Annotated in this window: 24 protein-coding genes; 11 read left to right on the top strand and 13 right to left on the bottom strand. The window is 71.9% G+C overall.

The features are described from left to right. Positions 1 to 53: 53 nt before the first annotated feature. The 5 genes from ACIQUT_RS18450 (at position 54) to ACIQUT_RS18430 (ending at position 2,979) form a co-directional block, all read left to right on the top strand. Positions 54 to 368 carry a 4a-hydroxytetrahydrobiopterin dehydratase gene (locus tag ACIQUT_RS18450; RefSeq protein WP_403563949.1) on the top strand — a complete coding sequence of 105 codons (315 nt, stop codon included), beginning with the start codon at positions 54 to 56 and terminating at the stop codon, positions 366 to 368. A gap of 47 nt (positions 369 to 415) precedes the next feature. Further along, positions 416 to 1,111, top strand: a complete 696-nt coding sequence (locus ACIQUT_RS18445) for a YdcF family protein (RefSeq protein ID WP_403563948.1) — start codon at positions 416 to 418, stop codon at positions 1,109 to 1,111. Next, positions 1,098 to 1,565 (top strand): NUDIX domain-containing protein, encoded by a 468-nt coding sequence (locus ACIQUT_RS18440; protein WP_403563947.1) that lies wholly within the window; start codon positions 1,098 to 1,100, stop codon positions 1,563 to 1,565. Before ACIQUT_RS18445 ends, ACIQUT_RS18440 begins: the two co-directional genes overlap by 14 nt. Before the next feature lie 72 nt (positions 1,566 to 1,637). After that, positions 1,638 to 2,528 (top strand): S41 family peptidase, encoded by an 891-nt coding sequence (locus tag ACIQUT_RS18435; protein ID WP_403563946.1) that lies wholly within the window; start codon positions 1,638 to 1,640, stop codon positions 2,526 to 2,528. 31 nt (positions 2,529 to 2,559) lie between these two features. Next, entirely contained in the window at positions 2,560 to 2,979 is a 420-nt protein-coding gene (locus ACIQUT_RS18430; RefSeq protein WP_403563945.1) for a hypothetical protein, read from the top strand. A 136-nt stretch (positions 2,980 to 3,115) separates the two neighbouring features. Here the strand turns inward: ACIQUT_RS18430 and ACIQUT_RS18425 are convergent, their stop codons facing one another. From ACIQUT_RS18425 to ACIQUT_RS18400, 6 genes are all read right to left on the bottom strand, one after another. Beyond that, a complete protein-coding gene (locus ACIQUT_RS18425; protein WP_403563943.1) occupies positions 3,116 to 3,511 on the bottom strand; it encodes a fic family toxin-antitoxin system, toxin component in 396 nt (131 codons plus the stop codon). Next, entirely contained in the window at positions 3,508 to 3,807 is a 300-nt protein-coding gene (locus ACIQUT_RS18420) for a hypothetical protein (protein ID WP_403563942.1), read from the bottom strand. The genes ACIQUT_RS18425 and ACIQUT_RS18420 overlap by 4 nt, the downstream gene beginning before the upstream one ends. Positions 3,808 to 4,067: 260 nt before the next feature. Beyond that, on the bottom strand, positions 4,068 to 5,258 hold the full coding sequence (locus ACIQUT_RS18415; protein ID WP_403563941.1) for an acyltransferase family protein: 1,191 nt from the start codon (positions 5,256 to 5,258) through the stop codon (positions 4,068 to 4,070). 137 nt (positions 5,259 to 5,395) lie between these two features. Continuing rightward, positions 5,396 to 6,769 (bottom strand): aldehyde dehydrogenase family protein, encoded by a 1,374-nt coding sequence (locus tag ACIQUT_RS18410; protein ID WP_403563940.1) that lies wholly within the window; start codon positions 6,767 to 6,769, stop codon positions 5,396 to 5,398. Continuing rightward, positions 6,769 to 7,872: a phenazine antibiotic biosynthesis protein gene (locus tag ACIQUT_RS18405; protein ID WP_403563939.1), complete on the bottom strand. Its 1,104-nt coding sequence runs from the start codon at positions 7,870 to 7,872 to the stop codon at positions 6,769 to 6,771. The genes ACIQUT_RS18410 and ACIQUT_RS18405 overlap by 1 nt, the downstream gene beginning before the upstream one ends. 111 nt (positions 7,873 to 7,983) lie before the next feature. Beyond that, positions 7,984 to 8,787, bottom strand: coding sequence for an arylamine N-acetyltransferase (locus ACIQUT_RS18400; RefSeq protein WP_403563938.1), 804 nt, complete (start codon positions 8,785 to 8,787; stop codon positions 7,984 to 7,986). 233 nt (positions 8,788 to 9,020) lie between these two features. On the opposite strand from ACIQUT_RS18400, the gene ACIQUT_RS18395 reads away from it, so the two are divergent. The 5 genes from ACIQUT_RS18395 (at position 9,021) to ACIQUT_RS18375 (ending at position 14,951) form a co-directional block, all read left to right on the top strand. Then, positions 9,021 to 10,640, top strand: coding sequence for a carboxylesterase/lipase family protein (locus tag ACIQUT_RS18395; protein ID WP_403563937.1), 1,620 nt, complete (start codon positions 9,021 to 9,023; stop codon positions 10,638 to 10,640). Between the two features lie 71 nt (positions 10,641 to 10,711). Further along, positions 10,712 to 11,971 carry an MFS transporter gene (locus ACIQUT_RS18390; protein WP_403563936.1) on the top strand — a complete coding sequence of 420 codons (1,260 nt, stop codon included), beginning with the start codon at positions 10,712 to 10,714 and terminating at the stop codon, positions 11,969 to 11,971. A 26-nt stretch (positions 11,972 to 11,997) separates the two neighbouring features. Continuing rightward, complete coding sequence (locus tag ACIQUT_RS18385; RefSeq protein WP_403563935.1) at positions 11,998 to 13,389, top strand: FAD-binding oxidoreductase; 1,392 nt, start codon at positions 11,998 to 12,000, stop codon at positions 13,387 to 13,389. Between the two features lie 35 nt (positions 13,390 to 13,424). Further along, entirely contained in the window at positions 13,425 to 14,237 is an 813-nt protein-coding gene (locus tag ACIQUT_RS18380) for an arylamine N-acetyltransferase (protein WP_403563934.1), read from the top strand. A gap of 228 nt (positions 14,238 to 14,465) precedes the next feature. Further along, positions 14,466 to 14,951 (top strand): hypothetical protein, encoded by a 486-nt coding sequence (locus ACIQUT_RS18375; protein ID WP_403563933.1) that lies wholly within the window; start codon positions 14,466 to 14,468, stop codon positions 14,949 to 14,951. A 255-nt stretch (positions 14,952 to 15,206) separates the two neighbouring features. On the opposite strand, the gene ACIQUT_RS18370 is transcribed toward ACIQUT_RS18375, so the two are convergent. Continuing rightward, positions 15,207 to 16,064 carry an arylamine N-acetyltransferase gene (locus tag ACIQUT_RS18370; protein WP_403563932.1) on the bottom strand — a complete coding sequence of 286 codons (858 nt, stop codon included), beginning with the start codon at positions 16,062 to 16,064 and terminating at the stop codon, positions 15,207 to 15,209. Between the two features lie 2 nt (positions 16,065 to 16,066). After that, positions 16,067 to 17,092 (bottom strand): aldo/keto reductase, encoded by a 1,026-nt coding sequence (locus ACIQUT_RS18365; RefSeq protein WP_403563931.1) that lies wholly within the window; start codon positions 17,090 to 17,092, stop codon positions 16,067 to 16,069. Between the two features lie 151 nt (positions 17,093 to 17,243). Here ACIQUT_RS18365 and ACIQUT_RS18360 point away from each other — a divergent pair, with 151 nt between their 5' ends. After that, positions 17,244 to 18,173, top strand: a complete 930-nt coding sequence (locus tag ACIQUT_RS18360) for an NADP-dependent oxidoreductase (protein WP_403563930.1) — start codon at positions 17,244 to 17,246, stop codon at positions 18,171 to 18,173. On the opposite strand, the gene ACIQUT_RS18355 is transcribed toward ACIQUT_RS18360, so the two are convergent. From ACIQUT_RS18355 to ACIQUT_RS18335, 5 genes are all read right to left on the bottom strand, one after another. Beyond that, complete coding sequence (locus tag ACIQUT_RS18355; RefSeq protein WP_403563929.1) at positions 18,163 to 18,723, bottom strand: DUF4291 domain-containing protein; 561 nt, start codon at positions 18,721 to 18,723, stop codon at positions 18,163 to 18,165. The two genes, ACIQUT_RS18360 and ACIQUT_RS18355, sit on opposite strands and share 11 nt — an antisense overlap. Before the next feature lie 191 nt (positions 18,724 to 18,914). Next, positions 18,915 to 20,108: a 3-hydroxybenzoate 6-monooxygenase gene (locus tag ACIQUT_RS18350; RefSeq protein WP_403563928.1), complete on the bottom strand. Its 1,194-nt coding sequence runs from the start codon at positions 20,106 to 20,108 to the stop codon at positions 18,915 to 18,917. A gap of 25 nt (positions 20,109 to 20,133) precedes the next feature. Continuing rightward, positions 20,134 to 21,429, bottom strand: coding sequence for a 3-phosphoshikimate 1-carboxyvinyltransferase (gene aroA, locus ACIQUT_RS18345; RefSeq protein ID WP_403563927.1), 1,296 nt, complete (start codon positions 21,427 to 21,429; stop codon positions 20,134 to 20,136). After that, the gene (locus tag ACIQUT_RS18340; RefSeq protein WP_403563926.1) at positions 21,426 to 21,989 is read right to left on the bottom strand and encodes a transketolase-like TK C-terminal-containing protein; all 564 of its coding nucleotides are present in this window, start codon (positions 21,987 to 21,989) and stop codon (positions 21,426 to 21,428) included. Before ACIQUT_RS18340 ends, aroA begins: the two co-directional genes overlap by 4 nt. 127 nt (positions 21,990 to 22,116) lie before the next feature. Then, a complete protein-coding gene (locus ACIQUT_RS18335; protein WP_403563925.1) occupies positions 22,117 to 22,821 on the bottom strand; it encodes an SDR family NAD(P)-dependent oxidoreductase in 705 nt (234 codons plus the stop codon). Positions 22,822 to 23,018 lie beyond the last annotated feature (197 nt).

Raw genomic sequence — 23,018 nt, 5'->3', positions numbered from 1 at the left:
TAGCGGGGTGTTGGCAAAATGTCTTCCCCCGAACGGTGACGAGGGGAGCTGACATGGGTGTACCGCAGCCGCTGTCCGACGAAGCGATCACACAGGAGCTGTCGGGCCTGCCGGGGTGGAAGCGGGAGGGCAACGAGATCACCCGCACCTACGAGATCCGCTACCACGCCGCGGTTGCCGCGATCGTCACGATCGCCGACAGGTCCCGGCGGATCCAGCACCACGCGGACCTCGACCTCCGAATCGACCACCTGCGGGCGGCGATCACGACCCACGACGCGGGCCACCGCCTGACCGCCGCCGACTTCGACCTCGCCCGCCGGATCGACGAGATCGTCGCCGCACACCAGGCCATCCCCCTGGACTGAGCACGGCGAAGCCCCGCCCGGGACATGCGATCAGGGAGAGAACAGGCATGGGCAACGACCGGCAGACCATCACCGAGGATCAGCGGCAGGCCGCCCAGCTGATCTGGGAATACCACCACATGCGTCACGATCTCCGCCCGTGCGACGCGGCCATTGCATTGGGCTGCAACGACCTCGGCGTCAGCACCTACGCCGCCCACCTGTACGAGACCGGGCTCTTCCCCACCCTCGTGTTCACCGGCGGCAACAGCGCGGCCACCAGCAGCGTGTTCCCCTGTGGCGAAGCCATGCACTTTCACGAACACGCCCTCGCGCTCGGCGTACCCGCCCACGCGATGCTGCCGGAGCCGAAGGCAGCCAACACCGGGCAGAACATCGCGTACGCGCGGGAGGCGCTCACCGCGGCCGGGGTCCGGCCCCGTTCCGTACTGCTGATCACCATGCCGTACATGGAGCGACGGGCCTTCGCCACGTGCCGCGAGCAGTGGCCCGAGGTCGAAGCGGTGTGCGCTTCCGACCCGTTGTCCTTCGACGCCTACCTCAAGGGCATGGGCGACGAGGAGTCCGTGATCAGCATGATGGTGGGCGACCTGCAACGGGTGATCGAGTATCCGAAGCAGGGCTTCGCCATCGCCCAGGATGTCCCGGAGGACGTGCACGCCGCATACGCGTCCCTCATCCGCGACGGCTTCACCGGCAGTCTCATCAGCACCTGCCCAGGGGGACGAAATGCCCAGGCGTGACTACGAGGACGACCCGAACGCCCCGAAGGCGAACAGCCTGGTGCCGGCGGCGTCGGCGGTCGTCGTGGACGACGAGGGCCGGGTGCTGTTGCAGCGGCGCACCGACAACGGGATGTGGGCACTGCCGGGCGGACAGATGGAGCTGGGCGAGTCCCTCGCGGAGTGCGCGGTCAGGGAGACGTGGGAGGAGACCGGGATCCGGGTTGAGGTCACCGGCATCGTCGGGACGTACAGCAACCCGGGGCACGTGTTCGTGTACGACGACGGCGAGGTGCGGCAGGAGTTCTCCATCTGCCTGCTGGCCCGGCCGACCGGCGGCACCCTCCGGATCTCGGACGAGTCCCTTGAGGTTGCGTGGTTCGCCCCCGAGGAGGTGGACGGGCTCCCCATGGTGGCGAGCATCCGCAAGCGCCTCGACGACTGGCGTGCGGCGAACGGCCCTGCCGTGCGCTGACAGGCATGGACAGCAGCGCGCGGCCGTGAAATCCGTTGGGCACCCGTCCGACCCGTACCTACCATCGCGCGCATGACGACTCATCACGAGATACTCGAAGCCGCGCTGGCCCGGATCACCGCCGGTTACGTGTTCCCCGAGAAGACGGCTGCCATCGACGCGGCGATCCGGCGCCGACTGGACGAAGGCGCGTATCAGGACCTGGACGTGCGGGAGCTGTGCGAGCGAGTCACGGACGACCTCCAGAACGTCTGTCCGGACAAGCATTTGCGGCTGTTGTGGGCCGAGGAGCCACAGTCGATGGACGAGGAGCCGGAGGACGTCGCTCGCGCCCGTTTCGCGCAGTATGCGAGGGAGAGCAACTACGGCATCCGGCGGGTGGAACAGCTCGACGACAACATCGGCTACCTCGACCTGCGCATGATCGCCCCCGCCGATCCGGGTGGTCCCGCGATCGCTGCCGCCATGCAACTGCTCGCTCCCACCGAAGCATTGGTCATCGACCTGCGGCAGTGCCGGGGCGGCTCGCCTGAAGGCGTGCAGTTGTGGTGCAGCTACTTCTTCGCTGACGACGGGGTGCACCTGAACGACATCTACCAGCGGGCCACCGACTCGACCCGCCAGTACTGGACCCTCGGGCACCTCGCCGCACCGCGCTACCTGGACCGCCCGGTCACCGTGCTGACCAGCGACTTCACCTTCTCCGGCGGAGAGGAGCTGGCGTACAACCTGAAGGTGTTGGGGCGCGCCACCTTGATCGGCCAGACCACCCGCGGTGGCGCCCACCCTACGGACCGCATTCCGGTCGCCCCGCACGTTGCCGTGACCGTTCCCGCCGCCCGCTCGATCAACCCGGTCACCGGCACCAACTGGGAAGGCGTCGGTGTCGAGCCCGACCTGGCCGTCACGGCCGGGGACGCGCTGAAAGCGGCGCTGGAGCACCTGCGCACGCGGATCGGCTGAGCAGCGTGCGACGGCCTCTAAGCTGCGTGCCGTGACTGGGGATCTTGAGCTGCGGACGTTTCGGGTGCGGGACATCTGCGCGGAGTTGCGTGAGCTGCGCATGTGGGACGACCTCGAAGGGATGATCGAGGGGACGCCCTCCCTGCATCGCCGGTTCAGGGTCATGCAGTGGGAGAAGCAGCTCGCCGGTGCGTCCGGTCTGTACGTCCATGACCTGGACGGCATCCGGGCCGATGCGGCCGCGCGGGTGGACACCTGGCTGCCGCGGGCCGGGGTGCAGGCCCGGCTGAGCGCGTCCTGGTGCCCTGCGGGAGTGACCGGTCCCGGCCACAGCGAGCTGTCCGTGGTGTGGTTCCAACAGCCGGCTGAGGACCCCTTCGGCCGGCTGGCCGAGATCGTGCGACCGCTGGACTGGACTGCGCTCGCCCGGTTCGAGCCGGACGCTGACTAGCGGCTCGGCTCAGAGTCGGAGTTCGGCCCCCATGCGGATGGTTCGGCGCCCTTCGGGTTCGGCCGGAACCTGAAGGACGGCGAGGCCGGGCCTGGGCTCCGGCCGCAGGCACTCACGTGGGTGGAAGGTGACGCTGTCAGCCCGGGGCGGGAGTCGACCAGGCGCGCAGTTGCCGTGCGATCTGAAAGACCCCGATCTGTCGGGAGGCGGAGTCCCGCACCAAGGCGACGGCATGCTTCGGCGGGTAGTCGAGCGCGTGGCCGTTCAGGGCCAGGTACGCCTCGCAGGAGTGCCAGGCGAACGCGTCGTTGGAGTGCTCCAGGCACGACATCCGGGCCAGGGTCTCCAGCAGGGCGGCCGCCTTCAGGTACAGGGAGCCGTAGATGTCCTGCTCCATGGCCCGGGCGTTGACGCGGGCGACGGCAGCGTAGAGGGGGCCGAGGTCGTCGACCTGGGGATCGTTGGGAAGCAGTTCAGCGGCGTGCAGAAGGAACGGCACGTCGATGGCGTGCTGCGGTTCGGGCTGGGTCACGCCGCGTGGTCCCTTTCGGTGGTCTCCAGCTCCGCGCGTGCGGCACGCTCTGCGGCCCGCTGCTCGGGGGCGGGGTCGAGTGCGCCTGCCTCGGCCGCGAATGCCTCGCCACTGCGGGCCATGGACTCCTTGAACCCGGTCAGGAAGCGTGCCTCGACGGCGGTCGCCCGTTCGTATGCGGCGGAGAGCACGTACTCCTGCATGCTGACGCCGGCCTGTCTGGCGGCTGCCGCAATGGCCTCACGCTGCTTGGGATCGCGGAACCGCAGGTTCATCGCCTTGGAAGAATCCGACATGGTAGCCACGGTACCAGCGGTACCACCGCTGCCCGCAAGGGTAGGCGGTCCCTCGGCGGCACAGATCGCTCGTGATGCCCGTCTCGGGCGCGGCGGCGCCCTTCGGGTTCGGCGGGAACCCGAAGGGCGGCGGGGTGGGCCGGCCGGGCCTGAATTCCGGCCGGGGGTGCGCGGCGGGGCTCCGGTGGGGGCGGCGGGGTGCGGTGCACCGGTGGGGGCGGTGCGGTGCCGGTGGGCGGAGTGTGCCGTGCGAAGTCGGGTCAGACGGTCTCGGCTACCTTGCGGTCTTCCGAGCCCGTGGAGGCACCGGTGGCGACCCCGGCCCCGGCTGCCGCGGCGGCGGCCTTGGCGGCCTTGGCCTTGCGGGAGCTGGAGAAGCGGCGGGTGATGGGCGCCTCCACCCAGGCGTACAGGGCCCAGGAGAGCAGCACCGAGACCACGCACTGCGCGGCGATCAGGGCGATGCCGGTCGGGGTCGAGAAGAACTCCTCGCCGAGCAGCTTCCGGGAGTAGGCCAGGACGATGTAGTGGACGAGGTAGAAGGCGAAGGAGATCTCGCCGAGCCAGATCATGAAGCGGCCGTTGAACGGTGTCGGCTTGCTCTGGGCGTCGCGCATGGCGAAGGCCGCGATCATCAGGACGATCGGGATGAGGGTGACGGCGCGCTGCGCGTACAGGTGCTCCACGTTCAGGGCGATCGCGTAGCTGACGGCGAGCAGGACGGTCGACGCGGTCATGCCGATGTTGCGCCAGCGGCCGGTCATGACGGCGCGGGCGACGAGGATGCCGAGTGCGAAGTCGAGCAGGCGGACGGGCGGCAGGACGTACGCGAACCAGTACTGGACGGTGGAGGTGCCGTCGGCGCCGGGCATCTGCATGCCGCCGCCGGGTATCACCGCGTAGGTCAGTGTCGGGGTGAGGAAGACGGCGACCATGACGCCCGCGATCCAGTACTTCAGCTTCGCCGGGTCGATCTTCCTGATGAGCAGGATGAGCAGCGGGAAGGCGAGGTAGAAGATCGCCTCGGCGCCGAGGGACCAACTGGGCGGGTTCACGCTGAAGTTGGTCGCGAAGTCGGGCACCCACACCTGGAGCATGAGCAGGTTGACGACGGCCTGCCAGGGCTCGGTCATGACCGCGGCGAACGTGACGAGGGCGAGGGCCCAGGTGATCACGTAGTTCGGGTAGATCTTGACGAAGCGGCGGCGCCAGAACGCGCGGAAGGTGTCCTTCTCGCGGGCCGACCAGGTCAGGACGAAGCCGCTGAGCACGAAGAAGAACGTGACGCCGAGGGCGCCGGCCTGGGAGGCGTACTTGGCGAAGGTGTCGTTCGCGGTGTCGCTCTCGAAGAGCCGGATCCACGGCACGCCGAGGGAGGCGTGGTAGAGGAAGACCAGGAGGGCCGCGGGGAAGCGGAGACCGGTCAGGGAGTCGAGTCTGGGCAGTCTCACAGGTCTGGAACCCTCCATTCCGTTCATGGGCATGACAACTGGCTCCTTCTCGGGACATGGGCGGTGCAGGCGGGGTGTGCCGGTCCGGGCCGGCCGCGCGGCCGGCCCGGACCCGCAGGTGCGTTGCGCGGGCTGCCTCAGTCGCGGATGACGGTCTTGGTCCGCATCAGGAACTCGCCGAGGTAGCCGTCGTGCGGGACGCCCGGGCGGATCCAGTACGTCGGGTGGTCGCCCAGGTAGAGGTTGCTGATGGTGGGCTCCTGCAGCAGCTCGTCGATGAGCTCCTCGTCCTGCGTGAACGCGGTCAGCACCAGCGAGTTGCGCAGCGGGCCGATCCCGTCCGCCGGCGTCCACGGGGCCACCCACACGCAGGGGAACGGCAGCTCGATGCCGGCCTGGTCGGCGTCCGGCCGGTCGAGCTGGTGCACCGCGGGGCGCAGTACGGCGCTGCCGTCACCGAGCTCCTCCACGATGCCGTCGCCGCCGAGGTGCGCGGTGGTCCCCGCGGCCCGGGCGAGCACGAACTGCTCCAGCTTGCGGGCGCCCTCCACCGGCTGCACCGCCAGGACCGCCTTCTCGTCCTCCGGCGGCAGGCTCGGGATCTCCGCCAGCCGCTCGGCGATGGCCCGCGCGAGCGGCGCCGGGTCCCCGTCGATCAGCACGGTGGTGGCGTTGATGCAGGCCACGCCGCCCTGGTGGCTGATGGAGTCCACGATGACGTCGAGGTGGTCGCGCCAGTCGACGCCGGCCGGGACCAGCATCTTCGAGCGGCCCGGGCCCTGCGGCAGCACCCGGGTGCCCGCGTACTTGCGGACGACCTCGTCCCCGCCGTACACGAGCCCGTAGTCGGCGCTGCGCAGGATCTCGTCCGCCGCCTCGTAGTCCGTGGGCAGCAGCACGACCTGGTCGTTGCCGAAGCCGGCGGCCCGCAGGGCGGAGATCAGGCGGTGCGGGGTGAACGGCTCGCGCCGCGAGGGGCGTACGGCCACCCGGTAGCCCATGGCGAGGGCCTCGACCCACAGCGAGTGCGGGCCGGGGTGGTTGCCGGCGGCGTGCACCGCGAAGACGTCGCCCTTGCGGGTCCACACGGCGCTGCCGGCGCGGGTCTCGTCGGCCCGCCAGTCGTCCACGGCGCCGGTCGGCCGGGCCTGGTAGGCGGCGACCGGCGCCACCTCCGTGGCCTCGATGATGGCGGCGGTCGCCGCCTGCACGACGCCGATCGGCACGCCGGAGACGCGGGCGACGGTGCGCTCGTACTCGGCGAACGTGAGGCCGTCGATGGTCTCCTCGGCGAAGATGCGCCCCGCCCGGGCCAGCGCGGCGGTCCGCTCGGCGGCCGGCATCGTCCGGGCCTTGCGCAGGGCGTCCATGGCGCGGGTCACGAACAGCTTGGGGACCAGGCTGAGTTCGGCGACCGGTGCACCCGTCACGTCGGTGACGGTCATGCGCTTGCGGGCGCGGAAGGTTCCGGCGGGCCCGAGCGCGTCGAGCGTGATCAGGCCGGCGTTCATTAATAGACCCCTTCGATGACGGTCTCGTTGTCGAACTCCTGGACCGGGGCGATGTCCGCCACCGAGTCGCCGATCTGCCAGACGCCCTCGGGGGCCGGCACGCGGGTCGCGTGGTCGCGCTCCAGGTTGTTCGGCATGAACAGGCTCTTGCTGATGTGGTGCATGACGACCTGGCCGCGCTCGCCGTACGCGACGGTCTCGCGGGTCCCGGGGTCGACGACGTCGAAGACCATGTGCGGGGCGAACGGGTCGTAGATGCACGGGTCGTCGTCGGTCAGGCCCGGGCGCTCGCTCGCGTTGCCGAGGATCATCGTCGAGCCGTAGCCGCTGTACAGGTGGGCCTTCGGGAAGACCTCGGTGCGGTACAGGTAGCGGGTGTCGGCGTCCATCTGGGTGCCGACCCAGTTGATCGCCTTGACCTTCTCGTCGATGAGCTTGGCCAGGTCGGGGCGGCGCGCGAGGCGCTCCAGCACCGGCGGGGTGCACATCAGGACGCCGATGTCCTGGGTCTGCAGCAGGAACGCCACCTGGTCGACGATGTGCTCGGCGTAGGCGCCGGCCTCGGCGGTCTTGCCGTCGGCGATGAGCTTCTTCACCCAGCGCGGGTCGAGGTCGACGGTGAAGGCGAGACCGCCGCGGAAGGCGGTCTGCCGCTTGATCACGTCACCGACCATGTGCGGGCCGGTCGGGGCGACGACGAGCCAGTTCACGTCCTGCGGGACGCCGTGGCGGTCGAGCTGGCCGCTGCTCCAGGCGAGCAGCCGGTCCAGCCACTCCTTGAGCAGGACGATGCGCTTGGGGGCGCCGGTGGTGCCGCCGCTCTCGTAGACGCCGACGACGTCGGGCCGCGCCCCGTAGCCGCGGGGTATGAGGTCCTCGGCCCGCACGTCGCGCAGCTCGTTCGCAAGGTTCGGGAACCGCTTCAGGTCGCCGAACCCGCCGATGTCGGTCAGCGGGTCGAACCCGAGAGTTCCTGCGCGTTCCAGCCAGAACGGCGAACCCGTTTCCGGGGAGAAATGCCACCGCAGAGCGGCGCGCAGGAATTCGTCGGGGTCCGGCCGGGTATCGAGCGGAAATTCCAGCAGGGGGTCAACGGTGGACACAATGCTCCTTCCGGGTACGGAGTAACGCCGCACTCTTCGCATCGTGCGCCGGTCGGCCGGAGCCGGTCCACGCAATTCGGCCGAGTCCGTCAACTGCCCGGGGCAAGGCTCTCAGGCCAGCCGGATCCCCGCGGTCAGGTTCACTCCGTCACCTTCGGGAAGCTCGTCGATTTCCATCCGGAAGTGCGTGCGGTACGCCTCCAGGAGGGCCTCGCCGGTGTCGAGCTGCTCGACCGTGCGCGCGCCGCCCTCGATCCTGACCAGGCGCTTGTCCTTCAGCGTGACCCGGCCGCCGTCGGCCAGCGGCAGGGAGCAGAACAGCTCCTGCAGGAACGGCGAGTCCGGGCCGGTGCGCCACCACCACAGGGTCGGCCCGAAGTCGGCGAGCCGGCAGGGCCGGTCGTCGACCCGGTAGAGCGGCCTGCCGTCGAGGGACACGTCGAAGCCGCCGTCCTCCGCCGGCCCGACGAGGTACTCGCCGTGCGGGTCTTTCTGCAGGTCGGAGCTGTGCAGGCGGAGGGGGTGGCGGCTGTTGCGGCCGAAGCCGGCGTCCACCAGCCAGGGCTCGCCGTCCAGGGTCACGCGCAGCGCCAGGTGGCACATGGCGGGGCCCAGCCCGTCCGGCCGGTACACCCGGCCCGGGAGGATCTCGACGGCGTAGCCGAGGGAGGCCAGGAGCACGCCGAAGGCGGAGTTGACCTCGTAGCAGCCGCCGCCGCGGCGCTGCCGCACGATCTTGTCGACGGCCCTGTAGCCCAGGTGGATCTCCCGCCCGAGGTGGTAGTCGATGTTTTCGAACGGAACCGACAGGACGTGCCGTTCCTGGAGGTGGGCGAGGCCCTCCAGGTCGGCTTTCCCCGGCCTCTTCGCGCCTATCCGATCGAGATATCCGGCCACTTCTGCGTCGTCCCGCATCGCATTCTCCTCGACCATTCGAACCGGGCAGCGTACGCCGAATGAAAATACACGGCCACCCGGAGCCGTCCCGTCGAGCTGACGGACAACGCGGCACCTGACAGAGTGCCCTCCCCCTTGTTGCCGACCTCTCGCGCGTTTACCAGCATCGGATGGTCCAGAGTCATCCGACGCGGCATTTGATGAGTCGGTGTGACTGCCCGCCCGCCGATGACGATGGAGAACTCACGGCCATGGCACCTTCCGCCGCCCACAGCCCTTCGCCGGAGACCGGGGACGTGCTGGCCCGCACCACCGCCGGCCTGGTCGCCGGTGAGCGCGCCGGACGGCTTTCCGTCTTCCGGGGCGTCCCGTACGCCCGGCCGCCGGTCGGGGAGCTGCGCTTCGCCTCGCCGCGCCCGCCCGTCCCCTGGAGCGGGGTCCGCGACGCCGGCGCCTTCGCACCCGAATCCCTCCAGCCGATCATCCCCGGCAGCTCCGAGGACTCCCTGTACGCCAACGTCTGGACGCCGGGCACCGGCGACGGGGACGCCCGGCCGGTGCTGGTCTACATCCACGGCGGCGGCTGGATGGTCGGCGGCGGCAGCCTGCCCGTGTACGACGGCGCGCGCCTCGCCGACCGCGGCGACCTGGTCGTCATCACCTTCAACTACCGCCTCGCCGCCCTCGGGTTCGGGCTCCACGAGGACTTCACCGACCCCGAGACGGGCGGCTTCGCCAACTGGGGGCTGCAGGACCAGGCGGCGCTGCTGCACTGGGTGCACGCCAACGCGGCCGCGTTCGGCGGCGACCCCGGCAACATCACCGTCGCCGGCACCTCGGCCGGCGGGGCGAGCACCTGGCAGCTGGCCCTCCTGCCCGAACTGCGCGGCATCATCCGCCGGATCGTCCCGATCAGCGCCTGCCACGTGTGGGACCCGTCCACCTCGCTGACCCCGGCCGACGCCCGCACCGCGTACGCGTCCCTCGCGCGCCGGTTCGGGACGACGGTGCCGGGGCTGCGCGAGGTCCCCGCCGCCGACCTCATGCACGCCTGGGAGGAGCTGTTCGGCGGGCTGCCCGGCGACCGCGGGATCGACAGCGGCCGCGAGTTCCGCGGCCCCGTCGTCGACGGCCGCTGGATGAGCGCCTTCGACTGGGAACTCCCCACCCCCGAGGTGCCGGTGATGGCGGTCCACACCCGCACCGAGGGCTCCTTCTACACCGGCCCCTGCCCGCCGCAGCCCACCCCGACCCCGCCGCCCGCCGACGCCGCCGGGCTGCGCGAGGCCGTGCGCGGCGTCCTGGACAAGGGTGCGGCCAAGGTGGACGACGAGCTGGTGGACGCCTGCCTCGCCGCGTACCGGGACGCCGCCGAGGCAGGCGGGCTCCCGCAGGACCCGCTGTCGCTGTGGACGGAGATCTGGGGCGACGCGCTGTTCCGCTACCAGATCGTGCGGCTGTCCGAGCGGCACGCCCGGCACGGGAGGACCCCGCAGTACGTCATGGAGTTCGCCCACCCCGTCCGCGCCCCGCACCACGGCACCCCGCACGAGGCGACCTCGCCGTTCCTGTTCGGCACGTACGCCGACACCGCCGCGATCGCCGCCACCTACCCGGTGCCGGAGACGACTCCCCTGTTCCACGACGGGCCCGTCGAGCGCACCGTGTCCGAGACCTTCATGGACCTGGTCGCCGCCTTCGCCCGCGACGGCGTGCCCGCCGGTCCCGGCCTGCCCGAGTGGCCGGTCTTCGACCCGGGCACGCCGAGCACGCTGGTCCTCGGCGGTGAGCGGATCACCGAGGTCGCCGACACGTCGAAGGCCCGGCAGCTGCGGTTCTGGGACGAGTCCGGCTGGGTCCCCCGCACCTGATTGCCCGCGGCCGCCCGACGCCTCCCCGCAGGGCGGCCCCAGCCCCCGGTTACACGAATGAGGTTCTTGCCATGGCAACACTCGAAACACCCGCCGACACTGCGGACACCACCGACACCGCCGACACCGCCGACACCACAGCCTCCGGTGCGCCGCCGCAGGCAGCGGAGGCCACCTCGCTGAAGAGCTGGCTCGCCGTCGTCTCCGTCGCGGTCGGCATCTTCACCCTGGTCACCGCCGAGCAGCTGCCGATCGGCCTGCTCACCTCGGTCGGCTCCGCCCTGAGCGTCTCCGAGGGCACCGCCGGCCTGATGGTGACCGTGCCCGGCCTGGTCGCCGCGCTGTCCGCGCCGCTGATCCCGGTGGTCGTCGGGCGGATGGACCGCCGTTTCCTGCTGGTCGGGCTGATGACGGTGATGGCCGCCGCCAACCTGATCACCGTGCTCGCGCCGAACTTCGGGGTGCTCCTCGCCTCCCGCGTGCTCGTCGGCGTCACCATCGGCGGCTTCTGGGCCATCGCGGGCGGCCTCGCCTTCCGCCTGGTCCAGCCCGCCGCGGTGCCCCGGGCCACCGCGCTCATCTTCGGCGGTGTCGCCGCCGCCAACGTCCTCGGCGTCCCCATCGGCACGCTGATCGGCGGCCTCGCCGGCTGGCGTACCGCGTTCGCCACGCTCGGCGTGCTCGCCTTCGCCGTCCTCGTCGCCCTGCTGGTGCTGCTGCCGAAGCTGCCCGCGACCAAGCCCGTCAGCGTGGGCGAGCTGATCGGCCAGTTCCGCAACGGCGGCGTCCGCGCCGGCATCATCGCCACCGGCCTGATCGTCACCGGCCACCTGGCCGCGTACACGTACGTCAGCCCCATGCTCCAGCAGGTCTCCGGCATCGACGAGGACCTGATCAGCGTCCTGCTGCTGGGCTTCGGCGTCGCCGGCATCATCGGCAACTTCGTCGCCGGCGCGGCCGTCGCGAAGAACCTGGGCCGCACCATGACGGTGATCATCGTGGCGCTGGCCGCCGCGATGCTGCTGTTCCCGCTGCTCGGCGAGAGCCAGGCCGGCGGCATCGCCCTGCTGGTCCTGTGGGGCCTGGCCTTCGGCGGCGTCTCCGTCAGCCTGCAGACCTGGATGCTGAAGTACGCGCCGGACGCGATGGAGGCGGCCTCCGCCCTGTGGGTGTCCGTCTTCAACCTGTCCATCGCGCTCGGCGCCCTCGTCGGCGGCCTGATCGTCGACAACGTGCAGCTGACCACCGTCGCCTGGATCGGCGGCGCCGTGGTCCTGCTGACCGCCCTCACCCTCCCGAGCCTGCGCGCCCCCGCCAAGGCCGCGCAGTGAACCACCCGTTACAGGAAGGAACCTCCGTGTCCGCCACCGACCTGTCCGCTTTCGGCGCCGAGCTGCACGGGCCGCTGCTGCTGCCCGGCACCGACGCGTACAAGGAGGAGACGCTCGGCTTCAACCGGATCCTGCCGGAGAACCGGCCCGCCGCCGTGGTCCTCGCCGACGGCACCGCCGACATCATCACCACCGTGCGCTTCGCCGCCCGGGCCGGCCTCGCCGTCGCGGTCCAGGCGACCGGCCACGGCACGTCACTGCCCGCCGACGGCGCGATCCTCATCAACACCCGCAACCTGACCGGCGTACGGATCGACCCGCGCGCCCGCACCGCCCGCATCGAGCCCGGCGCCCAGTGGCGCCGCGTCATCGAGGAGGCCGCGGCCTTCGGCCTGGCCCCCCTCAACGGCGCCTCCCCGGGCGTCGGCGTGGTCTCGTACACGCTGGGCGGCGGCCTCGGCCCGCTGGGCCGCTCGTACGGGTTCTCCGCCGACCACGTCAGGAACATCGACCTGGTCACCGCCGACGGCGAACTGCGCCACGTCTCCCCCGAGGACCACCCCGACCTGTTCTGGGCGCTGCGCGGCGGCAAGGGCAACTTCGGTGTGGTCACCTCCATCGAGATCGGCCTCTTCCCCGTCTCCCGGCTGTACGGCGGCGGCCTGTTCCTGCCCGGCGAGCACATCGAGCAGATCCTGCCGACGTGGCGGGACTGGACGCGGACCCTGCCGGACGCGATGCAGTCCTCGATCGCCGTGATGCGCTTCCCCGACATCGACGTGCTGCCGGAGCCGGTCCGAGGCCGCTTCCTCGCGCACATCCGGATCGCGTTCAACGGCTCGAACGAGGAGGGCGAGGAACTCGTCCGCCCCCTGCGGGAGATCGTCCCGCCCGTCCTCGACACCGTCGGCGACCTGCCGTACACCCGGGTCGCCGAGATCAACATGGACCCGACCGTCCCCGCCGTGTACTACGAGCGCTCCACCCGCATCCGCGAGCTGGACGACGCCGCCATCGCCACCCTGATCCCGCTGATCAAGGAGGGTGCGGACGCGGTCCGCCCCGGCGTCGAGCTGCGCCACCTGGGCGGCGCGCTGGGCCGGCAGCCCGAGCACCCCAACGCGCTGCCGCACCGCGACACCGCGTACACGCTGTTCGCGGGCGCCCCGGTGTGGCCCGAACACATCCAGGACGTACGGGAGTTCCAGGAACGGCTCATGGAGGCCATGGAGCCGTGGCGCATCGGCGGCCCGTTCCTCAGCTTCATCAGCGCCCTGGAGTCCTCCCCCGAGCACCTGCGCTCGGCGTACGACGCGGAGACCTACGCCCGGCTCGTGGCCGTCAAGGACGCCCACGACCCGCAGAACCTGTTCCGGGTGAACCACAACATCCCGCCGACCGGCTGGCGTTCCCGATGACGGGCGGCGCCGCGACCGAGGAGAGAAGAGACGACATGTTCAGCGAAGCGATGGTGGACGCCTACCTGGAGCGCATCGGCGCGCGCCGGCCGGAGCAGGCCGACGTCCACGCGCTGCGGCACCTCCAGGAGCGGCACGTGCTGTCGGTGCCGTTCGAGAACCTCGACTACCACGTGGAGGGCGCCGAGCTGAGCCTGGAGCGCGACTTCCTCCACGAGAAGATCGTCACCCGGCGGCGCGGCGGCGGCTGCTACGAGCTGAACCCGGCCTTCGGCCACCTGCTGGAGGCGCTCGGCTTCCGGGTGGAGATCCTCCCCGGTGCGGTCTTCCTCGGCGGCGAGTTCGGCGCGCCGCTGTGCCACCTGGCGCTCCGCGTCCACGCCGACGGCCAGGACTGGCTGGTCGACGTGGGCTTCGGCAAGGGCAGCCGGTTCCCGCTGCCCCTCGGCACGGACGAGGTGCAGAAGGACCCGCACGGCGACTTCCGCGTGCTGCAGCCGGCGGACGGCGGCCTCCAGGTCGAGCTGGACGGGCACATCCAGTACCGGCTCGACCAGCGGCCGGTGCGGATCGCCGACTTCTACCCGACGCTGTGGTGGTACCGCACGGCCCCGGACTCGGTGTTCCTGCACAACCTCATCGCCTGCCGGCAGAACGAGGACGGCCGCGTCACCGTCAACGGCCGCGAGCTGACCCGCACCACCGCGGACGGCAGGGAGACCGTCCTGCTGGCCGACGACGCCGCGCTGCGCGCCGCGTACGAGGAGCACTTCGGCATCGTCGTCGACACCATGCCGAAGCAGCCGGACGTCGACCCGGCGGTCCGCATCATCATGCAGATCGACTGAACCCTTTCCTTCCGAACGGCCGGCCGCCCCTGTGCCGCATCCCGTATTTCCGGGTGCGGCACAGGGGCTTTTTCGGGCCCCTGCACGGCCGGAAATACGACCTGACGGATCGGGCACTGGTCCATACCGCACAGGAATTCGGCAGGCCATCATGGGAATTGAAGCCGCTGCGTTCACCGCCGGCCCGGCACCGAAAACCCCCGCTTCCATTCCATTGGAGAGAATCACATGCGCAAGAGCACCCGGATCAAGGCCGCGGTATTCGCGGGTATCGCCGCGCTGGCCGCCGCGACGGCCGTCACGGGCTCGGCGAACGCCGCCGTCGAGGGCGGCAGCGGCTGCCTGACCCTGCCGGGCAGCTGGCGGGTCGTGGACGACAACACCAAGGAGACCTTCCTCGGCAGCTACCACGGCAGCGCCACCGCCTCGTACGGCACGGTGAACTTCTCCTCGCCCAACAACACCACGACCGCCTCGCACGGCGAGTGGAAGCTGACCGGCTGCGGCACCTACTCCGACACCGACACCGCGCTGCTCATCGGCACCGACGGCAAGGCCAACTCCACCATCACCTTCAAGGCCAACGTCACCGTCACCGGCCGCACCACCGCCAACTTCGACTTCGCCTACCAGATCCACCAGCTGGACGGCACCCTCGTCACCGGCGGCGCCTCCACCGGCAAGGGCTACCGCATCAACGTCCAGCCCCGCTGACCCACCGCTCCACCCCGCCACGTCTCCGTCCCCCCTGTGGCGCCCGTACGGGCCCGGCGATCCCCCCGCCGGGCCCGTACGGCTTTTCCCGCCCGGCTTTTCCTGTACGTACGGCTTTCCCGCGCGGATTCCCGTACGCATTTCCCGTCGGCCCGTACGCCTTCCCGTGCGCCCGCGCCCCACGACGGAGCGGGGCCCGCCGCGCACACACCGGCCGTGTGCGCGCCGCGGGCCCCGCAGCGGTGGTGACGGGCCTCAGGGGGCTTCGGACGGCGCCGGCAGCGCCGCCACGACCACCTTGGCCTCGTCCTCCGTGAGCTCGATCTCGAACTGCTCGTCCAGCAGCTCCCGCACCTCCCCGTCGGCCACGTACCGGACCTCGACGGTGCCGTCGGCCCGGGTCAGCGTGAGCTTGCGGTGGTTGAGGTTGAGCCGCCGGTCCTCCGCGATCCGCTCCAGGAAGACCCGGCCGGTGAACGGCGACCTGGAGTGGGTGGAGATGAAGTAATTCGCCACCACGCAGTCGATGTGGTGGTGGGCCTCCGTGGCGTACCAGTACAGCGGGAACCAGCCGTCCTCCCGCCGCAGCGAGAGCACCCACTCCTTGTCGGTGCCCGCCTCGCGCTCCAGCTTGTACACCCAGCCGCCCTGGTCCACCACCGTGCCGTCGGCGACGAGAACGGGCTCCAGCGGGCCCTCGTCGCCGAAGCCGACGTCGGCCAGCCACGTCTCGTCGCCGACGGCCACGTTCAGCATGAGGTGGGTCCGCGGCAGCGGCTTGGGCGCGTCCAGGACGGGCCGGGCGTACAGGCGGGTCACCTCGTAGCCGAGCCGCTCCAGCAGGAGCGCGAAGAGCATGTTGTGCTCGTAGCAGTAGCCGCCCCGCCGCCGGCGCAGCAGCTTGTCCTGCATCACGTCGACGTCGAGGTCGATGCCCCGCCCGAGGAGGATGTCGAGGTTCTCGAACGGAATGGTCAGGGCGTGCGCCCGGTGCAGCCGGCGCAGGGTCTCCGCGTCCGGCTCCAGGCGCCCGGTGACGCCCAGGCGGTCGAGGTACGCCCGGACGTCGAGCCGGTCGGCCTGCCACTGGGCGGGGCTGCCGATGGCGACCATGCTCAGCCCGCCCGCCCGGCCGCGGCGGACTTCTTCTCGCTGTCGAGCATGGCCATGCCCTCGGCGTCGAAGCGGGTGCCGGCGACCTCGTCGGCGGGGACGGCCCGCTCGATCTCGGCGACGTCCTCGGCGGTCAGCTCGATGTCGAGGGCGCCGAGCGCCTCGGTGAGCTGGTCGCGGCGGCGGGAGCCGACGACGGGGACGACGTCCGGGCCCTGGGCCATGGCCCAGGCGATGGCGAGCTGCGAGGTGGTGACGCCCTTGGCCTCGGCCACCTTGCCGAGGGCGGCGACCAGCTGCAGGTTGCGGTCGAGGTTCTCGCCGCTGAAGCGCGGGAAGCTGCTGCGGCCGTCGTCCGCGGCGGTGGCCCGCTGGTGGTTCCAGCGGCCCGAGAGCAGGCCGCGGGCGAGGACGCCGTACGCGGTGACCGCCGTGCCCAGCTCGCGCGCCGTCGGCAGGATCTCGTCCTCGATGGAGCGGGAGAGCAGGGAGTACTCGATCTGCAGGTCGGCGATCGGGTGCACCGCGGAGGCGCGGCGCAGGGTCTCCGCACCGATCTCGGACAGGCCGATGTGGCGGACGTAGCCGGCGTCGATCATCTCCTTGATGGCGCCGATGGTCTCCTCGATCGGCACGGCCGGGTCGAGGCGCGCCGGGCGGTACACGTCGACGTGGTCGACGCCGAGCCGCTGGAGGGTCTGCGCCAGGGAGTTCTTGACGGCCTCGGGGCGGTTGTCGACCCCGAGGATGCCGCCGGCCGGGTCGCGCAGGACGCCGAACTTGACGCTGAGGGTGAGCTGCTCGCGGTCGTGGCTCTGCAGCACCTCGCGCACCAGCAGCTCGTTGTGGCCGCTGCCGTAGAAGTCGCCGGTGTCGAGGAGCGTGATGCCGGCCTCGATGGCGGCGTGTGCGGTGGCGACGCCCTCGGCCCGGTCGGCGGGCCCGTAGAAGTCGGACATGGACATCAGGCCGAGGCCGAGAGCGGAAACCTCGGGGCCGGCCGAACCAAGTGAACGCAGCTGAGTCATATGGCCCAGCATCGGGTAACGCCCCGCGCGGCAGAAGAAATTCCCGGCCGCTCTGTCAGGTTCCGCGCCCCACAAATGGCCGGATATCGACGGGGGCCCGGCTTTACATTCGGATCGGCGCACACAGATCATGGAATGCATGACAGAAACCATGCGTACAGTCCGTCAGGAAACCCTCGGCGGCAATGAAGTCCTCAACCTGACAGATTCCCCGATTCCGGCTCCCGATGCCACGGAAATCCTGGTAAAGACGCACGCCGCCGGTGTGAATCCGATCGACTGGAAGATCCGCGAATTCGGCCTGTGGCTGACCCCGCCGTTCGGTGTCGGCTGGGACGTCTCCGGGACCGTCGTCGCCGTCTCCCCCGGCGAGAACCGCTTCAAGGTCGGCGACGAGGTGTTCGGCCTCCCCTCGTTCCCGAACGAGGCCGCCGGCTACTCCGAGTACGTCGCCGCGCCCGCCCGCCACTTCGCGCGCAAGCCGCAGGCCCTGGACCACGTCAAGGCGGCCGCCCTGCCCATGGCCGGCCTGACGGCCTGGCAGGCGCTGGTGGACGGCGCGGACATCCGGCCCGGCCAGCGCGTGCTGATCCACGCGGCGGCCGGCGGCGTCGGCCACCTCGCCGTGCAGATCGCCAAGGCCCGCGGCGCGTACGTCATCGGCACGGCCAGCGCGGCCAAGCACGAGGTGCTGCGCGAGCTCGGCGCCGACGAGCTGGTCGACTACACCGCCGAGGACTTCACCGAAGCCGTCAAGGACGTGGACGTCGTCCTCGACCTGATCGGCGGCGACTACGAGGACCGCTCCCTGCGCACCCTGCGCCCCGGCGGCACCTACATCGGCGTGATCAACCCGCTCGCCCTCCCGGAGATCCAGGCGAAGGCGGAGGCCCTCGGCCTGCGCGGCATCACGGTCAACGTGGCCCCCGACCACGCCGTCCTGGAGGAGCTGGCCGGCCTCGCCGAGGCCGGGAAGCTCCGCCCGCTGATCGCCGGGACCTTCCCGCTGCAGGACGTCCGCAAGGCCCACGAGCTGAGCGAGTCCCAGCACGCCACCGGAAAGATCGTCCTCACGGTCTGATCCGCCGGGCCAGGTCCGGGGGGAGCGGGTACGGGCGCTCGGGCGGCAGCAGACGCTGCGCCCGGGCGCCGTGGCCCGCCCGGACCAGGGCGGCGGCCTTGCGGGCCGGGCCGGTCAGGTCGTCGAGGCCGACCACCCACTCCTCGGCGAAGGTCCGGATCAGCCCGCGGCCGATCCCGACCTGGATGCTGTAGTGGTTCAGCGCCGCGCCGCGCAGGGAACGCTCCGGATCCCACTGCAGATGGACCGCGGCGGTGTCGACGTCCGCCGGGTCGGCGGTCGTCAACACCGCCCGGGACAGGGCCGCTTCCCAGCCCTCGCGGGTGATCCGCACGGCCAGCACGCGCTCCTGCCCGGGCTTGGCGGCCCAGTTGCTGCGGTGCATCAGCCACAGGAACGACGGCTTGATCCACGTCATGCGGCCGAAGGAGAACGGCGGCACGAACCGGCCGGCGCGCAGGGCCGGTTCGGCGACGGCGGGCCCGTACGCCTGGTAGACGGTGATCGTCCGGTCGTCGTAGCGGGCGCGGATCTCGTGGAGCGGCGGCATCTGCCGCACACTGCCAGCCGGCCGGAGGCGCACGCGAGCCGTTTTCGGCAGCGCCCCGCAGGGGCGCGGGGAACTGCGCGACCGGCCGCAACCGGGCCGCAGACGACCAGCGGGCGGGCGGCCGGCGTCGGGCGGCCGGCGTCGGGCGGCCGGCGTCGGGCGGCCGGCGTCGGGCGGCCGGCGGAGCCGGCTCAGCCGGACGCCGTTCCGGTCTCGAAGTCGAAGGCGCCGTGCAGCCACGCCACCTTGTCGTACATGTCGTCGTCCGACAGCGAGGCGAGCATCGCGTTCCGCTCGACGCGGGCCTCGCCGGCCGCGTGGTACAGCTGCCGCCCCATCTCGCGGGCCACCAGCTGCACCTGCGCGGTGCGCTCGCGGCGCGCCGCACCGTACTTCTCCAGCCGCTGCTCGTAGTCGGCCGGGCAGCCGTCCAGCAGCCCGCTCAGCAGCACCGCGTCCTCGACGGCCTGGCAGGCGCCCTGGGCGGCGTACTGGAGCATCGGGTGCGCGGCGTCGCCGAGGAGGGCGACGCGGCCCTCGGTCCAGCGGTCGACCGGGTCGCGGTCGCACAGCACCCAGGCCTTCCAGTCGCGGCCCAGCTCCAGCAGCCGGCGCGCGGCGCCCGACAGCTCGGGGAAGGATTTCACGACGTGCTCGCGGCCGGCGGGGACGCCGGCCACGGCCTCGGTGGCGCCGTCGTCGCGGGTCGCGGCCAGGTTGAAGTGCTCGCCGCCGGCGATCGGGTAGTGGACGAAGTGCCACTTCGGGCCGGCCCACAGGGTGACGGTGTTCCACCGCAGCTCCTCGGGCACCTCCGACATCGGGACGACCGCCCGGTAGATGGTGTGGCCGGACACCCGCGGGGACCCGTCGCCGACGAGCTGCTGCCGGATCGCCGAGTGCAGGCCGTCGGCGCCGATCAGCGCGTCGCCGGTGATGCGGCGGCCGTCGGCGAGGAGCGCCGTGGCCTCGCCCGCCTTCTGCTCGTAGCCGACGACGTGGTGGCGGCCCCGGAGTGCGACGCCGGGGTGCCGGCGGGCGGCCTCCAGCAGGGGCAGGTACAGGTCGACGCGGTGGACGACGGCGTACGGGTTGCCGAACCGGACCCGGTAGTTCTCCTTGACCGGCATCGCGGCGACCTTCTCGCCGGTGGTGCCGTCCATGAACCGCAGCTCGTCGATGAAAACGGCCCGGTCGCGGACCTCCTGCCCCACCCCGAGCAGGTCGAGGGCGTGGAAGGCGTTCGGGCCGAGCTGGATGCCGGCGCCGACCTCGGTGAAGACGTCCCGGCGCTCCAGCACGGTGACCCGGTGTCCGCGCTTCGCGAGCCCGAGCGCCGCGGCAAGGCCGCCGATGCCACCGCCGGCGATGAGTATGTCGGCCATGGGGGTGTCTCACATCCTTTCGTTGTCAGTGACGGTTGGTGCCCGGGCGGTCCGGGAAGAGCCGCGCCAGTTCGGCGTGGAAGCCGGGGAAGGTCTTGCCGACGCAGGACGGGTCGTCGAGGGTGATGCCGGGGACGCGCAGGCCCAGCACGGAGAACGCCATCGCGATCCGGTGGTCCCGGCGGCAGGCGATCCGGGCGGCCGCGGGCAGGCCGGGGTGGACGGTGATCCGGTCCGGGCCGGACTCGGTGCGGATCCCGAGGGCGTGCAGGTTCTCCTCGACGGCGGCGATCCGGTCGGACTCCTTCAGCCGCGCGTGGCCGATGCCGTGCACGGTGATCGGGGCGTCGGCGAGGGGGGCGACGGCCGCGAGGGTCATGAAGGTGTCGGAGATGTCGCCCATGTCGACGTCGAAGCCTCCGCGCAGCACCCCGCCGGCGGCACCGGTGACCGTGGTCTCCCGCTCGCCGACCTCGACGCGGGCCCCGGCCCGGCGCAGCACCTCGACGAAGCCGAGGTCGCCCTGGACGCTGGAACGGCCGAGGCCCGGCACGCTGACGGTGGTGCCGGTGACGGCGGCCGCCGCGAAGACGTACGAGGCAGTGGAGGCGTCCGGCTCGATGTCGAGGTCGGCGGCCCGGTAGCCGCCGGGCAGCACCTGGACGGCCCCTCCCTCGAACTCGTCCGCGTACGCCCCGAAGTGGCGCATCAGGTCCTGGGTCATCGTGATGTACGGGCGGCTGACCAGGCCCCGGCCGCGTACGGTCAGCGGCTCCCGCATCAGCGGTCCGGCCATCAGCAGCCCCGAGAGGTACTGGCTGCTCAGGCCGGCGTCGACGGTCAGCTCCCCGCCCCGCAGGCCGTCGGCGTCGACGGTCATCGGCAGCCCGCCGGCCGGCTCGGTGACGCGGGCACGGACACCGAGCCGGCCCAGCGCGTCGGCGAGCGGCCGCAGCGGGCGGGCGCGCAGCTGGCCGGTGCCGTCGAAGGTGAAGCGGCCGCGGCCGGTCGCCGCGAACGGGGGCAGGAAGCGGGCCGCGGTGCCGGCGTCCTCGCACCACACCGGGGCGCCCGCGGCGGGCGGGACGGGCGTGCGGCCGGCGCCGGTGACCTTCCAGGCGGCGTCGCCGGGCTCGGCCTCGATGTGCACGCCGAGGCCGGTCAGGGCCGCGCGGAAGGCGAGGGTGTCGTCGCTGACCAGCGGGGCCCGCAACAGCGAGACCCCGTCGGCGGCCGCGGCCAGCAGCAGGGCCCGGTTGGTGATGCTCTTGGAACCCGGGATCCGGGCGGTCAGTACGGCGTCGGCATTCAGGGCGGTCACACGTGCTCCCGGTGTCGGTGTCCGGCGCGGGCCAGGACGGCCCGGGCGGTGGCGGCCACCCGCTCGGCGGTGAAGCCGTGCTGCCGGAGCAGGGCGGTGTACGGGCTGCCGGTCCCGGACCGGTCGAGGCCCACGGGGATCCCGGCGTCGCCGAGGAGCTCGTACCAGCCGAGAGCCGCGCCGGCCGTCACGGAGACCCGGGCGCGGACCCGGCCCGGCAGCACCTGCTCGCGGTAGGCGGCGGGCTGCTGCCGGAACCGTTCGAGGCGGGGCATCGCCACCACCCGGGCGGAGATCCCGTCCCGCTGAAGAATGGCCCGAGCCCCGAGGGCAACCTCCACCTCGCCACCCCCGGCGGCGATCAGCAGGACGTCGGGCTCCCCGCCCTCGGCCTCGGCGAGGACGTAGCCGCCGAGGTGAGACCGCCCGGGGTCGGGGCTGGCGACGGGGCCGGGGACGGGGCCGGGGACCGTGCCGGGGCTGGGGCTGGGGCTGGGGCTGGGGGTGGGGGTGGGGGTGGCGACGGGGACGGGGCTGGGGGCGGGACGCAGGCTACTCACCGTTCTCCTCAGGGCTCCTCTGCTCGGCCGATGTACGGGGCCGCGCCCCGCAGGGGCGCGGGGAACTGCGCGACCAGCCCCCACCGGCCCGCGGTGTCAAGACCGGACTCCCCGCGGAGCGCACCGGTCAGCCGGTCTTGCGGTCGAGCACGAGGTCATGCCCGACGATGTACGCGGCGGCGTCGGAGCACAGCCAGACGACGGTGTCGGCGATCTCCTCCACACCGGCACCCCGCCCGAGCGGACAAGGGCTGATGGCGTTGATGCGGATGGACCGCGCGACGTACTCGCGGGCCGCGGTACGGGTCAGCGCGGAGACCGCAGCCGTGGACGCGGCATAGGCGCCGAGCCCCGGCAGCATGCCCTGCGCGCCGATGTTGCTGGCGGTGTTGACGATGACGCCGCCGCCGGCGCCCTCCATGTGGGCGATCTCGTGCTTCATCGAGAGCCAGACGCCCGTCAGGTTCGAGGTCAGCGTGTGGGCCCAGACCGTCTCGTCGATGTCGGCGACGGGCTGGTGGGGGCCCAGTTCGGTGGTGTTGTTGAAGGCCACGTTCAGGGCGCCGTGGCGGCGGACCGTCTCGGCGACGACGTACGCGGCGCCGGTGCCGCGGGTGTCGTCGCCCGTGGTGTCGGAGACGTCGGCGACGATGCAGTCGGCCTGCCCGCCCGCGTCACGGATCAGCTTGGCCGTCCCCTCCAGCGTCTCCTGGTGGCGGCCCGCGACCACCACGAGGGCGCCGAGCCGGGCGAAGGCAACCGCCGCTGCCCGGCCGATGCCTTCGCCTCCTCCGGTGACGAGGACGACCTGGCCGTCGAACCGTTCAGACATCAGCGTTCTCCTGATTCTCGGCATCGGGTTTATCGGGAAGGCGCTCCACGGAACGCCACCGACCAACCCTCACCCTGCAAGAGAAGGCTCTCTTCCGGCAGTTCGTCCGGTTCACTCCGTCAGGTCATCGGGGCAGTTGACGTAATTACCCGACCGGCTTTGACACGGCCGGCCGCCCGGCCGATGCTGCACGCCGG

Origin of the sequence: Streptomyces sp. NPDC090445 (genome assembly GCF_044769385.1) — a bacterium.
Lineage (GTDB): Bacteria > Actinomycetota > Actinomycetes > Streptomycetales > Streptomycetaceae > Streptomyces.
The sequence above is the reverse complement of the archived record's forward strand: the minus strand, read 5'-3'. Positions and strand labels throughout refer to the sequence as shown.